Origin of the sequence: Tropicibacter sp. Alg240-R139 (genome assembly GCF_900537075.1) — a bacterium.
In the GTDB taxonomy this organism is placed as follows: domain Bacteria; phylum Pseudomonadota; class Alphaproteobacteria; order Rhodobacterales; family Rhodobacteraceae; genus Falsiruegeria.
In genome coordinates this window covers 1,016,809-1,030,660 of sequence record NZ_UNRA01000002.1, presented here as the reverse complement: position 1 = coordinate 1,030,660, position 13,852 = coordinate 1,016,809, and the positions used below count along the sequence as shown (strand labels likewise).

Here is a 13,852-nt window from a genome sequence, read left to right as displayed (position 1 = left end):
CGAGGCCGCAACACCAAAAGACGTGTCTTTACTTCAACCGACGCACCGCGCCTTTAGCTGCACTGGTGGTCAAGGCGGCATAGGCCTTGAGCGCGGTGGACACCGCCCGCTGACGCGGCTCGGTCGGCCCCCAAGGCAGCGGACCCATTGCATCGCGGCGCTGCTCCAAAACATCATCAGCCACGGCCAGGTTGATCGTCCGGTTCGGAATGTCAATTTCGATCAGATCGCCCGTTTCTACTAGGCCGATGGTGCCGCCTTCAGCCGCCTCGGGGCTGGCGTGACCAATCGACAGACCAGAGGTGCCACCCGAGAAACGTCCATCCGTCAGCAAGGCGCATTTTTTGCCCATGCCTTTGGATTTCAGGTAGGACGTCGGATAGAGCATCTCTTGCATACCAGGACCACCTTGCGGACCCTCATAGCGAATGATGACCACTTCGCCCGGTTGAACTTTACGGGTCAGGATGCCTTCGACTGCTGCATCTTGGCTTTCGAAGACGCGTGCAGGGCCGGAGAAATTCAAAATGCTCTCGTCCACGCCGGCCGTCTTCACAATGCAACCTTCCAAAGCGATGTTGCCGAACAGAACAGCCAGACCGCCGTCTTTCGAAAACGCCGCTTCAACAGACCTGATCACCCCGCCTTCGCGGTCGGTGTCCAGCTCTTTGAACCGGTTGGATTGGCTAAAGGCTTGCGTCGTGCGAACCCCACCCGGCGCGGCCTTGAACAGCGCTTCGGCCTCGGGGTTGTTGGCAATCTTGATGTCCCATTTGGCAATCGCTTCGCCCATGGACGCCGTGTGCACAGTCGGCACGTCCGAGTTGATCAACCCGCCGCGGTGCAATTCGCCCAGGATCGAAAAGATGCCGCCGGCGCGGTGCACGTCTTCCATGTGGACGTTGGCAATGTTGGGCGCGACCTTGCACAAGCATGGCACCTTGCGGCTGAGCCGATCGATATCGTCCATAGTGAATTCAATTTCACCCTCTTGCGCGATTGCAAGCAGGTGCAAAACCGTATTGGTCGATCCGCCCATGGCGATGTCCAGGCTCATGGCGTTCTCAAAGGCCGCAAAGGACGCGACTTCGCGAGGTACAAGACCCGCCTCTTCGCCTTCGTAGTGGCGCTTGGTGATGTCGACGATCTTGCGACCGGCCTCCAGGAACAGGTTCTTGCGGTCCGAGTGTGTGGCGAGCGTCGAGCCATTGCCAGGCAGCGCCAGACCCAGGGCTTCGGCCAAGCAGTTCATCGAGTTCGCGGTGAACATGCCTGAGCACGACCCACATGTCGGACAAGCGTTTTCTTCAATATGCTTAACTTGTTCATCAGTGAACTTTTCGTCCGCCGCCGCGACCATTGCATCAACAAGATCAACCTTGTTCATGTCCAGATCGGCGATGTCGATCTTCCCGGCCTCCATCGGGCCGCCAGAGACAAAGATGACCGGAATGTTCAGGCGCATCGCGGCCATCAGCATACCCGGCGTGATCTTGTCACAGTTCGAGATACAGACCATCGCATCCGCACAATGCGCGTTGACCATGTACTCGACTGAATCCGCGATCAGCTCTCGCGACGGTAGCGAATACAGCATCCCATCGTGGCCCATGGCGATCCCGTCATCGACGGCTATGGTGTTGAACTCTTTGGCGATACCGCCAACGGATTCGATCTCACGCGCAACCATCTGCCCCAGGTCCTTGAGGTGGACGTGGCCTGGCACGAACTGCGTGAATGAATTCACCACAGCAATAATCGGTTTTCCAAAATCCCCTTCGCCGACGCCTGTTGCACGCCACAGGCTGCGAGCGCCTGCCATATTGCGGCCGTGGGTGGATCTACGAGAGCGGTATTGCGGCACGGTCAGAGCCCCTTCTTCAGTATCGCGTTTGTAGAACCCTTAAAGACCCCAATGGCCTGTTCCAAGCCATAACCAACCGATTTCCACCGTGCATTGCCAGAATCTTGCATTTTGGCGGCGCATCAGAGCTAGTGTGCCCATCTTCTTGAACCTGACTCAATCTTCAGTCGCATTCACAAGATGAACAATGATCGCGGGCACGCCATCTTGGTTATTGCTTCAGTGTCAGTTTCGCTTCGAATTAAACAACCTCTCACCCTAACGATCAAAAATGTGTATTTTTAACCGCTACTAGTCGATCTTTAGTTTTCAACTCAATTCCGGTCTTCCAGAATACGTCGAATCTCTCGCAGAATGACCTCGCCAGTCGTTGTATCCACCTTGCGGCCAAACAGCTCGATCCGGAAACCAGTGGCAGAAAGCTCACCGCGCAACTCGGACCCATCTTCGACATGCACCGAAGGTAGACGCATATTGCTGTTGGGCCGACCACCTTTGCTGGGGTCTTTTTCAGCCCTGTCCCGGTTCGACAGAATGTTGACCAAAACAGCCCACTCTTCGCTTGCCGACGTACAGTCAGAACTGTCCAACGCCACCCTAAGATCTGCTTGTCCCCCATCACGCAACGCACCTGCCAATTGCAGCCCTGCTTTTTCGGTCAAGGCAGATGGGTACCGCAATAAATCGCCAAGGCATTCGTGCACCAAGGCAAAGCTGCGTACCTTGGAACGCTTGGCTTTTGAAACGGATGCAAACAATACGTCGACCGCGTCGGACACATTTGGAAACACACCCTGCCCCGCCGACAAAACTGCAATCCGCCCCCGTTCGTACGGTGTCAAGTTTGCGCGCACCTCGTTCTCTTCGACCATCGACACGTAGGCGTCCTGCCCTGCATCCGCGTCGCGCACGTAGGCCGGGATTATCCCGTATTTGGTATCTTCCGCTGCAAGTGTCTGAAACGCCTTGAGCCGTCGATACCCCGAAATCAAACCAAACCCTTCCGGTGTTGCAGCAACTTCGATCGGACTGCGAAGGCCCGAAGAGCGGATCGAAGTCAATAGCTCAGCCATCGTCTCGGGATCTTCTCTTATACGATCACGCCGGATGAAACCCGCATCGATTAGATCCAGCGCTATCGGTTGCGCCACAAGGCCCGCAGCCTTGGCCTGGCGAAACTGTTCTGCATCTGCGGTATCCCTGGCCTGTTCTGCCCGATCCGTGACCGAAGTCATGCCCGCAAGCGCCGCCGCCTCTCCTGCAACTTGCGCGATTGGGGCTGTCATTGATAGCGCGTCCAACGGTTTCGCCGCGAAACCTTCGTCCAATTCGCGAAGTGCGTCAGCGTCTGGGGCGGTCAATCGTCTACGTTTTGCCATCAGTTAGTGCCCTCCAGATTCACATCTCTCCACCAGCAGCCTATCAACAACTCCTTGAATTCGGCATAAGTCCGGTCAAATGTCTCGCGTCCGCGCACATAGGTTTCGCGATTGAATTCGCGATAATCCGCTTCATAAATTCCGTTGACTTGCTCGCCCGCCTGCCCGACCAAAGCCGTGTAGTCCTGACGATATGCGTTCATGAAGTCACCAAAGTAGGCTTGGATCACATTTGCCATGTCCGTCTGCTGTGACGCGTCAAAGCGGGTGACAATGGCCCGGACCACATCCCATTCGAACTTCATTTCGGGCAAACTCGCCGCACGGCGAGACGCGTTTTCCCCGTCTTCGATTGAGGCGAAGGTCGAATAGAGCATGTCAAAAAACCGCCCGGTGGAATCAAATTCCAGGAACGATGCGCCAAGAGGAACGAGCAGGATGTCCGCGGCTGCCAGAGCATTGATGGTCAGATAACCAAGGGCAGGGGGCGTATCCAGGAAAACAATGTCGTAGTCATCCAAAACTCCTTCATCCTCGAGAAAGTTCGTCAAGCCGTCCCACAGTGGCCAGGATTTTAGCCCCATCCGCCAGACCGGAATCTGAAATTCGGCCCAATACAGGTTCAGCTGAGCGCCGATCAGGTCGATATTGGGCCAGTGGGTTTTCTGAATGACGTTTCGCGACGAAACCTCAAGTGCTTCTTGCAATGTCTCGTCGAGCGGTATCTCTGTTTGCCCACCAGCGCGGCGTACTTCGTTTTCAGCAGTGACCGCCTTGGCAAAGTCTTTGGCAATCAGGGGAAAGACTGTGGACCATTCGTCGGGGACAGTTCCACCAAGAATTGACGTCATTGAACCCTGGCTGTCCAAGTCGATCACCAGAACCTTGTACCCATCCAAGGCAGCAGACATCGCCAAATGTGCAGCGGTACTGGTCTTGCCAACCCCACCTTTAAAATTCGCGACCGAAACAACCTTGGCCTTGGCGTCATTTGGACGATAAGGAAGATATTCCTTGGTGCTGACGCCTTCGTTGGCAAAGTGCTGCCGAAGCGTTAGGACTTCTTCCAAGGTGAACCACTTGGCTCCACCGTCACCTTCACCTTGGGGAAGGTCTGAGTTGGCCTTAAGCACGCGTCGCAAATGCGCAGGTGCGACGGGAATAAGGTACTTTGTGATTTCCCATGTCGAGAACTTGCGGAGCCGTTTTTGTCCATCCGGAGCATACCCTCTACGTGCAAGATCCTCTCGTCCTTTGGCGCAAAATGCTGCGGCTTTGGCGAATCGTGTTGTATCGATAGGATCAGGAAGCCGAGAGGCCGCTGCCTCAGGATTGAGATTCAAATAAGGTGGGACCGTTTGTGCCGGATGTTTGCTCAATTTCTGTGCCTCTCGATATGTTCGCCTTTTCGGCGTATATTGAGGACAATAGCGAACATGGAGATCTTAGACTACCATGAATCGATATATTGGGCTGCTTAGTCTTTCGCGAATGCTGGTTTCGCGGCGAAACTACAAAATTCCAATAGTTATTCACACAACAAACTGTTTATTTAGTTTAGTATATTTAGATTCTTTGCCCATCAATAAGTCAACTAAATCAGTGTGATGGTCAGCACTTGGTACCCGATGCCGGGATGAAAGGTACCAATATGCAGTTGTAAAGGTACCCAAACACGGGAGTTAGGGTACCCGTATTCGTGAGCTGAGGTACCGATTCGCGGGTTGTCCGGAAATGCTTGTTTAGAGCCTGAAAACAGCGATTTTCGTCGAAACCATGGGGGTAATAAGGGTACCCAGATACGTCTTTCGTCAGGGACCAGAGTGATTTTGTGCCTTACGGTACCCGTCTACGGGACAATGCAAAAGAACCCGGGTGGACTTGATTTGAGGTACCTTTTGTGCGACGACTCGGCCAGAGCAGAAAGAAAAAATGACCAGCGTACAGATGGATATGGACCAGTTGACTGGCGCATTGCGTCGCGAAACGGTCAAAAAGAATGTGGCGGCGATCCACATTAGCGGCAAACTCAGTTTGCTGCAGCGAAAACTGTCGAATGTCTTATTGCTCAACGCTTACGATGCCCTAACCAACGCGCAAACCCACACCATTGATGCCCGGACATTGGCCACCATGGTTGGCTACAATTCCAACGATATGGATACTCTTCGCGCCAGCTTGCGGGCCTTGGCCGAAACTGTGGCGGAATGGGATATGCTGGATGAGGAGGGGCGACAGGAATGGGGCGTGTCATCCTTGCTGTCTTTTGCCAAGCTTAAGAATGGGGTGTGCGAGTATTCATATTCGCCGGCTCTGGCGCAGAAACTTCACGATCCAAAAATTTATGCTCTGATTAATGTCCACATCCAGAGAAACTTCACGTCTGGTCATGGTTTGGCACTGTATGAAAATTGTTATCGTTTCGTAAGAACAGGATCTACGGGTTGGTGGTCGTTGGACATTTTCCGCAAACTGATGGGCGTTGATGGGTCGAGCTATTATGAGAGTTTCAAGCATCTCAACGCCAAAATCATCAAACCGGCCGTGGCCGAGGTAAACCGGAACTCGGACATCGAGATCACAGCCGAATTCAAAAAGAAGGGCAGGGCGGTCGCGGACGTGAGGTTCCTAATCAAGGAAAACCCGCAACTGGCCATGTTTCAAATTGGTGACGATGACGGCATTCGCAATTTGTCCGTCTACAAGAAGCTTGTCGCGCAGGGCGTTTCGGATCGGTTGGCACGTCAGTGGATATCCGAACACGGTGAGGATCATGTGGCTGAGAAGCTGGACTATGTTCGGCGACAGTCAGATGTGAAGTCCACCGCAGGATACCTAAATGCGGCTCTCAAGGATGACTATGGCACGTATGAGGAAAAAGCCGCCCCTCCCAGCCCTGAAGCTATGAAATTGGCCGAAGATCGCCGTGCCCGTGAACGCGCCGCCGAGGCAGAACTGGACGCACGGTTGGCTGAGCGCGCAAAGCGTGCTCAGAAATTCGCGATCGTCGCGGAGTTGGTTTCGCGACGAAACCCCACTCAGAGAGACGCGGATAAACAATTGTTCCTGTCCAGGTTAGATGATGATCTGGAGCGGATGGAATTTCGTAACCACGGTTGGCAGTCGGCGCTAAATGCCAATTCCATTTTTGCATTCTGGGCAGAGATGGAACCCGATGCGTTTGACGAGGTCGAAACAGACTAGGGCGCGTTACCATCCATGTTGAAGGCGCAAATTTTGTTTCCATCCAAGTCCCTGAAATAGGCAGCATAGAACCGTTGCCCTCTTAGCCCCGGTTCCCCTTCATCATCGCCTCCAAGCTCTAAAGCTTTGGAGTGCATGGAATCGACAAGCCCAGAACTCGGCACGTGCAAAGCGATCATTGCGCCGTTGCCGACGGTTGCCCGCTTGCCATCATTGGGTCGGATGATGCCCAGGGCAGGGGACCCGGGCAATGCAGCCCAGGCAACGAAGTTTTCATCGTCTATGAACCGGTGGGCGCCAATGGTGATCAAAAGAGCATCATAGAATGCGGCAGCGCGTTGCAGATTATTGCTACCAACTGTTGCATAACCAATCATGAGCCAATCCAATGGTAATGAGCGTTTGTGAGCTTGAACGTTACGGTGCTGAACCAAGTATGTCTGAAATAGGAGCGTGTTCGGAAATATCGCGGGGACAAATCCTTTGTCTTTCCCACTATTGGACGTGCAACCTAAAGTTGATTTTAACACATAGTCAACCACAGACCAAGAGTTCAAGGTACCAGTGTGTAACCTTGATCACTGAGCGCGAGGATGAGGTACGCCAGTAAATCGTTGAAATCGTTGCTGGCCGAAACGTCCTTGGCCTCTAGTTTGATGCCCGTGGACGCGAAGAACGGTGAGTTGGGAATAACAAAGGTCAAGCGCCGACGAACGCCAATTGGGATGTCTTTCATTTCCGTGTCGGGAGTAACGCTCATGCGATCCAAATCAGGAAACGACATCACTGCAGCCAAAAGATGTGGCCAAACCTCGCGCGCGACCGAAAGGGTTCCGGGTGCGGTGAGTGTCCGGCGAGGAAACTCGGCTGCCGGTTTGGATTGCATTTGTTGGTTCAGTGCCTCGATGTCCTCGATCAGATCGTCATAACTGGCCATCCTGATTTTCAAGCGGCGTGCGATAAGAGATATGTGACAGGCGATAGGTGATCGACCAGTCGTTACCTGAAGCCCCACAGCGGATTGATCGTTGGGATCGTACCACAGAGCACCACTGCCTTGAGCGAAAACTTCATCCACTTGGGAGCTTTGTTCGGGGCGCAACTGAAAGCCCTGCATCCACTGATTGGGAAGACGTCCCTTTTCATGATGATCGTTGATCCGGTAGAAACCGACACCCTCGACAACGGCTCTTGATTGTCTTGCAACTTGCGTTTCTTGAAGCAACTGATCGCCCAAGACCGCTTCCTTGACCGAAGTGATGGGGTCGTAATGACCAAAAACCACGGGCAACCAGCCCCTTTCACCAGTCATGGAGGCAATGCCAGCAATCCCATCCAGATCACAAACAGAACGCGTTGGGGACGCAACTCTGGTGTCACGTGTTGTCGAAACAGAAGTGTGGGGCTGATTTAGGTCGGATTGAATTGGGTTCGACGAGCTAACCAAAACATGCGCGCTCGTGAGCACGCAGGGCTGACCAGATAGTTCGTCGATGACGATGGCCGTGATGAACCCTGACGGCCCGCCGGGCACTCCGCAGGTTAAACCAGACATTAATAGGGGCACACGATCAGGGCCCTTGACAGTCATAGGGGGTGTATCGACGGCGTATCCGCCATCGATCTGCAGAACTTCCGCATTGTAGACCGCCACGGCAGTTTCAACGGGTTCTGGTAGTTGACCAACGCCAATGTCAGAACTCAGGTGCAATCGCAGTACTGGTTGTCGGTGATTCGTCTTACCCTGGCCAAAATCCACACCACAAACCGTCGGTTCATCTTTCGTTGCGGCCCATGCCGCACGCAGTTGCGTCCAAAGTTCAGGCGCGATTTTCAAGGTTCGTTATCCCACAGTCAAGTTTGGTTTCTTAATGTTCCGCTGAAAGCGGAGTTGCCTGAAAGTGACATGCCATCGTGAGCGCATCGGGAATGAGATAAGAAATTATCGTGAAAACGACGCTGCAAAGCCTTTTGTGTGCAAACGTTAACTATCGCAAAAAAATCGTGAATCCCGAAACGCGAACTGTACTTGTCTGCCAATTGTGCCAAATTTCCTAAGGTAAGTGGGAGGTTTAGACATGAACGTCATCTGGGATGAGCCAAAGTCGGTGGTATCGGGTCACAAACCGGCAGACATCGTTGAGCCTTATGAAGATTGGGAGCAGGCGACCCGCAATCCGAACATTTCTGATGGCGCGCGTATCTGGAAGCCGGTCTTTGTGGAACTGAACCGCGGAGAGCACGGTGATTACAGCTCGTCGATCAAGGCGCTGGTCAAACTCATGATTCAATCCGACAAGGGCCAGACGATTCAGCATGACCCGGACTTTCTACCTGTTGTGGTCAACATCATTGTGGGCGAGTTGACGGGCGAGAACGTCGAACGCTTTACTCGCTTTTTCCTCTATCGCCCCGAAGGGCAGGCCTATGACGATGTGCCGGAATGTGAATGCCTTCACATCGGTGTGGGGTTCCCGATCGCCAATTCCTTGGCAGCGGCCACAATGGGTGTTCTGGACACTGTATTCCGAGGCGCCAAACGATACGCACGCAACTCAACTTCTGGGGCCATGCCTTCCGAAGTCCGCCATCACTATGTCTTTGATCGACCCTTGGGGGACAAGGTAGTCACCGGGATTGTCGATGATGTTGTGGCGGTTGCGAACGAACGCTTCCGTATCGAGACCGGAGATGCGAGTGCGCCGTTTGCCTCGCGGTTCGAGCATTATTGGCAGCAGTCCTGGGACGTAGTGCGCAATGGGTCGGCCCTGGAATTCGGCCGCAGCCTGAATGGCGCGGACCTAAGCGCGGACATGAATGATGTCGTGTATGACGGGACCGTTGACGAGGTCGAATTCTATCGCCGACTGCACGCGAACAAGGGCAAGCGAACTTTGGCCGTCGGCAATCTGATGGACCCGAATTTCACACGCCCGGTAGGCTTTAACTCCAGCCACGGCACACAAGTGGCCGATCTGGCTGCGGGGTGCCCGATCGAAGAAGCTGACGAGTCGCGCCCGATCATGTTTGTACAATTGCCGCAATTGGCCAGCGCCGAAACCTGGGGCGGCCGGTTGGAGCTGTTTATCCTGAGTGGATTGATCCGGATGCTGCGTTGGGCCGACAATTGGAAAGACGGTAACGGTGACACCCGCCGCGTCGCCGTCGTCATCAACATCAGCTACGAGGTTTTTGCCGATGCCAAGGACGGTACCGGGTTTCTAGAGCGCGAAGTCGGCCGACTGGCACGCCAACGCAATGCCGAAGGGGTGGCAACCGCAGTGGTCCTGCCCAGTGGAAACGGATTTCGCGAGCGCTGTCAGGCAATGATGAGGCTGCCGCGCGGTGAACAGGATTATGTCAGCTGGCAAATCCAGCCCGAAGATCAATCCATGTCCTTCATTGAAATCTGGTTGGATCAACTCAACCGGGCAACTCTGACGATCACAGGGCCGGGAGGGGACACTGCTGACCTGAAGTTAACGCGCAGCGAATACACTGAAGATGATGGAACGATTGTGCTTCCATCTTACACTGTCGATCGAAATCGCCAGATAACTGGACGCGGCAACTTTTTGATAGCGCGGGCATACGTGCGTCGGTTCGAAGATACGTCTAAGACCCGCGTTGTTCTGGCCTTTGCGCCAAGTTTGAACCACGAAAACCGGGGTCAGTCAGTGCCAGTGGGGTCTTACAAGTTAGAACTCTCCAACCAGGCCGGTGCGCCGTTGCACGCGGCAATCACGGTACAAAGAGACGACACGCCACGAACTTTCCCGCGTTATGCGCGACAATCCTATCTGGATCACCCCGGAGTCGATGGGGTGGATCGGGAAACTGAGGTCCGCGACATGCCGTTGTGGTCCGTCGGTCCAGTCACCCGTCTGGGAACTCTTTCAGCCTATGCTTGTGGCAGTTCGGCGGATGTTTATGTTGTGGGTGGTGCCTATGATCGCGACAACCGCTCAACCGCTGCCCTGTATTCAGCGGCGGGGCCGACCGACGGTCGAGATGCACCGGATCTATCAGCGGTGACCGAAGAAACTCGTGCGCATGGCGGCCTCATGACGGCGGGAACGTATTCAGGCTCTGCCAGCCGGTTTCGCGGTACAAGCGCCGCGGCACCTCAGGTAACCCGGCAAGTTGTCAACTCTATCGCTAGCGGAAGCCATCCGGACCCGGATTTCTCAAACCACAGCAAACCGCAAGCTATGGAAGACATGCGTGGCTCTCAGACTCCATCGAGTCCACCGGACACACGTTTGGGTGTCTACACGCTGCCGCTCAAGGCAGAAGCTGGGCGCAAGCCACGCCGAGAGTTTCGCAGTTGATCTATTTTTGTAACGAGCAATTTTGTTGAATTAGCTCCCCAAAAAAATGAGCGAGGGCCTGACCGGAATCATGTCAGGCCCTCGCTTTCGTCCGAGTTGGGGACTCGGACGAAACAGGCATCACGGCCACTCGACGCGAGCCTGTTTCCAGAAATTCCCAATGATTGTGCTTTCGTCCGGCGTAGACGGGGTGGCGTAATCCTGAGCCGGATCACCAAGGCTCTGCTCCAGCCAGTCCAGACTGAAATCCTCAGAATAATCGGCCAGAGTGTCGAAGTTCAGCTTTGTGCGATTGTCCTGACCCATGGCCAACGCAAAGATGTGTTCGCCCATGGCACACCCCAAAACTCCCCCGGCGGCGCTATCCATTGGGAAGTGTACGCCGGCAATCGTGCGGTTCACCGCGATACGGGTCGCCAGCCGGAAGACTTGCGCACCCGACTTTACCCCGGCGCGTGGTCCTTCACCTGTCATAAGGCGGTGCATGACAGTGGCCACGGCAAAGGCCTCGGTGGCGTGGCCACTTGGGAAACTGCTGTGATCGGGCGTTTGGATCATTGGCTGCACTCGCGTGTCCAGGTCGACCGGGCGGGCGAAACGGCACAGATGCTTGACCTGCATTTCGACGAAAATCAGAAACCGCACGACTGCGCCCAGAAGCTCTAGACTCCGCAGGCGTCGCTGCTCATCGAGCAGAGAGATGGCGCCGTAAAAAGACAGGATGTCATCTTGCTGAACTTGAATTTCGGCCACCCGGTCAATTCGCAGGTCGGCGTAGCTGCGCACCAGCTCCAACTGCCCGCGCATTTGCTGGACATCCAGCGTTTGCCGATGAATGTCGACCAGGCTGGCGGGTTGAATATCATTGCTGCCATCCCATTGCGGAACAAATGACACGCCTGCTCCACTTGTGCTGCCGTTGTCTGTCAACGCCCGCACCTGGGCACTGCTGGCCAATGCGTGATCCAGCATTCTGGCTCGCAGGGGCAATCGTAGATAAAAAATGTCCTTGTCATCGGGTTTGCCAAGATCAGGGATCGGGTCGGTGACCTGGGTGTTCCAATACCCCCCAATGCCGTCTCGGGTCGACACCAGCGCTGCGTTCATCAATGAACTTGACGGCCCGCCGGCATGCGCCCCCAAAGAACCACCGCCGGAGTAACCCGAATAACCTGAATAACCGGAGTACCCCGAGTAGCCTGAATACCCCGAATATCCTGAATAACCTGCTGCACCCATTCTGAAACCCTCCCTATCCGATCTCACGTAAACCGTTCGTATTTGTGTTAACGAGGTCAACATCCTGTCAAACGTGAAAGGAAATTTGACGCTTTTTTCACGTATTGACGCGATTTCGTTGCAAAAAACATCAACTGTTGGATAAGCTTAGGGCGCTCACGGAGGGGGTTTTTAGTCCGTTGAGTGAGGATTGGTAGAAAGTGACAAAAGACGTACTAAGCGCGAAGATCAGAATTCATCTTTGCGGGCGCTTTCGCGTTGAAGACTTAAGTAGTCAGGATTTGACGCCCCGCAGCGCCAAGGCACAAGGGCTTTTGGCGTTGTTGTCAGTGCAGCCGCATCATTCGCGCGCGCGCATTTGGCTGCAGGACAAATTGTGGAGCGACCGGGCCCGCGAACAGGGCGCGGCCAGCTTGAGGCAAGCATTGACAGAAATCCGCAGATCGCTTGGCGACTATGCGGACATTTTTCAATCGGACAGACGCATGGCTTCGCTTGCCTCGGATCGGATTGAGGTTCTGCGTTCAGCGGACAGTGAGTTTCTTGAGGGTATTGATGTTCGCGACCCGGAATTCGAAGATTGGTTGCGGCTAGAGCGCGGCCGTGACGAGCGGGTACCTGCCAAACCCATTGTGCAAGATCAACTGGGTTTTTCCGCATTGCGTCAACGGTTTGTAGTGACATTGCCGCAGGAAACAGGGTCCGAAATGGAACGGCTTATGTCCGAAGTTTTCGTGGCCAACGTTGCGTCCAATCTGGGCGAGCAGCTTTGTGTTGGAACGGAACAACCGACGGCTGCGCAAAACAGCAATGACCGGATTTCTTTGCGGGCGAACACCGTGTTCCACGACGGGCAGGTCATCCTGCATTCGGTGTGTAATGCAGGGCCCGCCAACAAACAGGTCTGGTCTGGTCGACGCGTTCTGTCAGCTCACGGTGCCCCTCCGATCAATGACGATCGCGTTTTGCAAATGGCCAGCGAGGCCGTCGGAATTATCAGTGAACAACTGTCGGCCGAGGCGCGAACCCTTCGCACTGACCTGGAACACGACCCCGGTGTTCTGGCCAGCATCGCGGTGCAAAAGATCTTTTCGATGCGGCAGGACGAACAGGCCGAGGCCGATGACCTTTTGCGTCGTGCCTATGAAGTCAGCCCACGCGGTACATTCCTGGCGTGGCGTGTTTTCCTGAGAATCACCCGTTTGCTTGAGCGACATGACTTTTGCCCGCAAACGACAATGGACGAGCTGAAACAGCTTTGCGCCAAGGCGCTTGAACTGGAACCGATGAACTCGCTGGTGGTGTCAATTGTGGCCTATGCCAAGTTGGTTGTGACTGCCGAGGTTGGTGAAGGGTTCGAACTGTCACGTCGCGCGTCGGCCTTGAACAACGCCAATCCGTTCGCGTGGTTGGCGCTGTGTACGTCGAACCTGTACCTGGGCCAGGTGAACGAAGCGCATACCTACATGATGCGGGCCCGCACGATTGGGAGCGCGTCCCCGTTCAAGTTCTGGTGGGATACGGGCGCTTGCCTCACGGCGACGGCGACGGGCAACTTCGATGCAGCTGCGTCGCTGGCGAACTCTGCTCGGGTCATGTCGCCGAATTTCCGTCCGCCGCTAAGGTATCTGGTCGCGTTGAATCTGCGCGCGGGTAATGTCGAAGCGGCATTGGACGCTGTTGGACAAATTCGCCAATATGAGCCCAGTTTCCTAGCAGAGCAGCTCACCGAAGATGGTGCCTATCCTTCGGCCACTTTACGCTCGGCGGGGATTGTGTCCGATGCACAGCTACGAGAATTGAATTGAAGACTGGACGTGCAAAGCAGACCCCGT

The 13,852-nt window shown here is 54.8% G+C and carries 9 protein-coding genes; 3 read left to right on the top strand and 6 right to left on the bottom strand.

All coding sequences use genetic code 11. The annotated features are described in order from the left end of the window. Nucleotides 1–28 precede the first annotated feature (28 nt). From ilvD to G6R15_RS12585, 3 genes are all read right to left on the bottom strand, one after another. The gene (ilvD, locus tag G6R15_RS12595; RefSeq protein WP_164660173.1) at nt 29–1,864 is read right to left on the bottom strand and encodes a dihydroxy-acid dehydratase; all 1,836 of its coding nucleotides are present in this window, start codon (nt 1,862–1,864) and stop codon (nt 29–31) included. 314 nt (nt 1,865–2,178) lie between these two features. Then, nucleotides 2,179–3,243 carry a ParB N-terminal domain-containing protein gene (locus G6R15_RS12590; RefSeq protein WP_164660172.1) on the bottom strand — a complete coding sequence of 355 codons (1,065 nt, stop codon included), beginning with the start codon at nt 3,241–3,243 and terminating at the stop codon, nt 2,179–2,181. After that, nucleotides 3,243–4,622, bottom strand: a complete 1,380-nt coding sequence (locus tag G6R15_RS12585; protein ID WP_164660171.1) for an AAA family ATPase — start codon at nt 4,620–4,622, stop codon at nt 3,243–3,245. The genes G6R15_RS12590 and G6R15_RS12585 overlap by 1 nt, the downstream gene beginning before the upstream one ends. A gap of 553 nt (nt 4,623–5,175) precedes the next feature. Between G6R15_RS12585 and G6R15_RS12580 the strand changes: the two genes are divergently transcribed. Next, a complete protein-coding gene (locus tag G6R15_RS12580) occupies nt 5,176–6,447 on the top strand; it encodes a replication initiation protein (RefSeq protein WP_164660170.1) in 1,272 nt (423 codons plus the stop codon). Here the strand turns inward: G6R15_RS12580 and G6R15_RS12575 are convergent. Then, nucleotides 6,444–6,989, bottom strand: coding sequence for a VOC family protein (locus G6R15_RS12575; RefSeq protein ID WP_240336750.1), 546 nt, complete (start codon nt 6,987–6,989; stop codon nt 6,444–6,446). The genes G6R15_RS12580 and G6R15_RS12575 overlap by 4 nt on opposite strands. An 11-nt stretch (nt 6,990–7,000) precedes the next feature. Next, the gene (locus G6R15_RS12570) at nt 7,001–8,284 is read right to left on the bottom strand and encodes a hypothetical protein (protein WP_164660169.1); all 1,284 of its coding nucleotides are present in this window, start codon (nt 8,282–8,284) and stop codon (nt 7,001–7,003) included. A 241-nt stretch (nt 8,285–8,525) separates the two neighbouring features. On the opposite strand from G6R15_RS12570, the gene G6R15_RS12565 reads away from it, so the two are divergent. Beyond that, entirely contained in the window at nt 8,526–10,778 is a 2,253-nt protein-coding gene (locus G6R15_RS12565; protein WP_164660168.1) for a hypothetical protein, read from the top strand. Nucleotides 10,779–10,898: 120 nt separating this feature from the next. On the opposite strand, the gene G6R15_RS12560 is transcribed toward G6R15_RS12565, so the two are convergent. Continuing rightward, nucleotides 10,899–12,017 carry a phosphatase PAP2 family protein gene (locus tag G6R15_RS12560; RefSeq protein ID WP_164660167.1) on the bottom strand — a complete coding sequence of 373 codons (1,119 nt, stop codon included), beginning with the start codon at nt 12,015–12,017 and terminating at the stop codon, nt 10,899–10,901. A 200-nt stretch (nt 12,018–12,217) separates the two neighbouring features. Here G6R15_RS12560 and G6R15_RS12555 point away from each other — a divergent pair, with 200 nt between their 5' ends. Further along, nucleotides 12,218–13,825, top strand: a complete 1,608-nt coding sequence (locus tag G6R15_RS12555; protein WP_164660166.1) for a hypothetical protein — start codon at nt 12,218–12,220, stop codon at nt 13,823–13,825. Nucleotides 13,826–13,852: the final 27 nt, after the last annotated feature.

Coding starts and splice junctions, on each gene's coding strand:
- G6R15_RS12590 (WP_164660172.1), bottom strand. CDS start 3,243: ATGGCAAAACGTAGACGATTGACCGCCCCAGACGCTGACGCACTTCGC.
- G6R15_RS12580 (WP_164660170.1), top strand. CDS start 5,176: ATGACCAGCGTACAGATGGATATGGACCAGTTGACTGGCGCATTGCGT.
- G6R15_RS12565 (WP_164660168.1), top strand. CDS start 8,526: ATGAACGTCATCTGGGATGAGCCAAAGTCGGTGGTATCGGGTCACAAA.
- G6R15_RS12560 (WP_164660167.1), bottom strand. CDS start 12,017: ATGGGTGCAGCAGGTTATTCAGGATATTCGGGGTATTCAGGCTACTCG.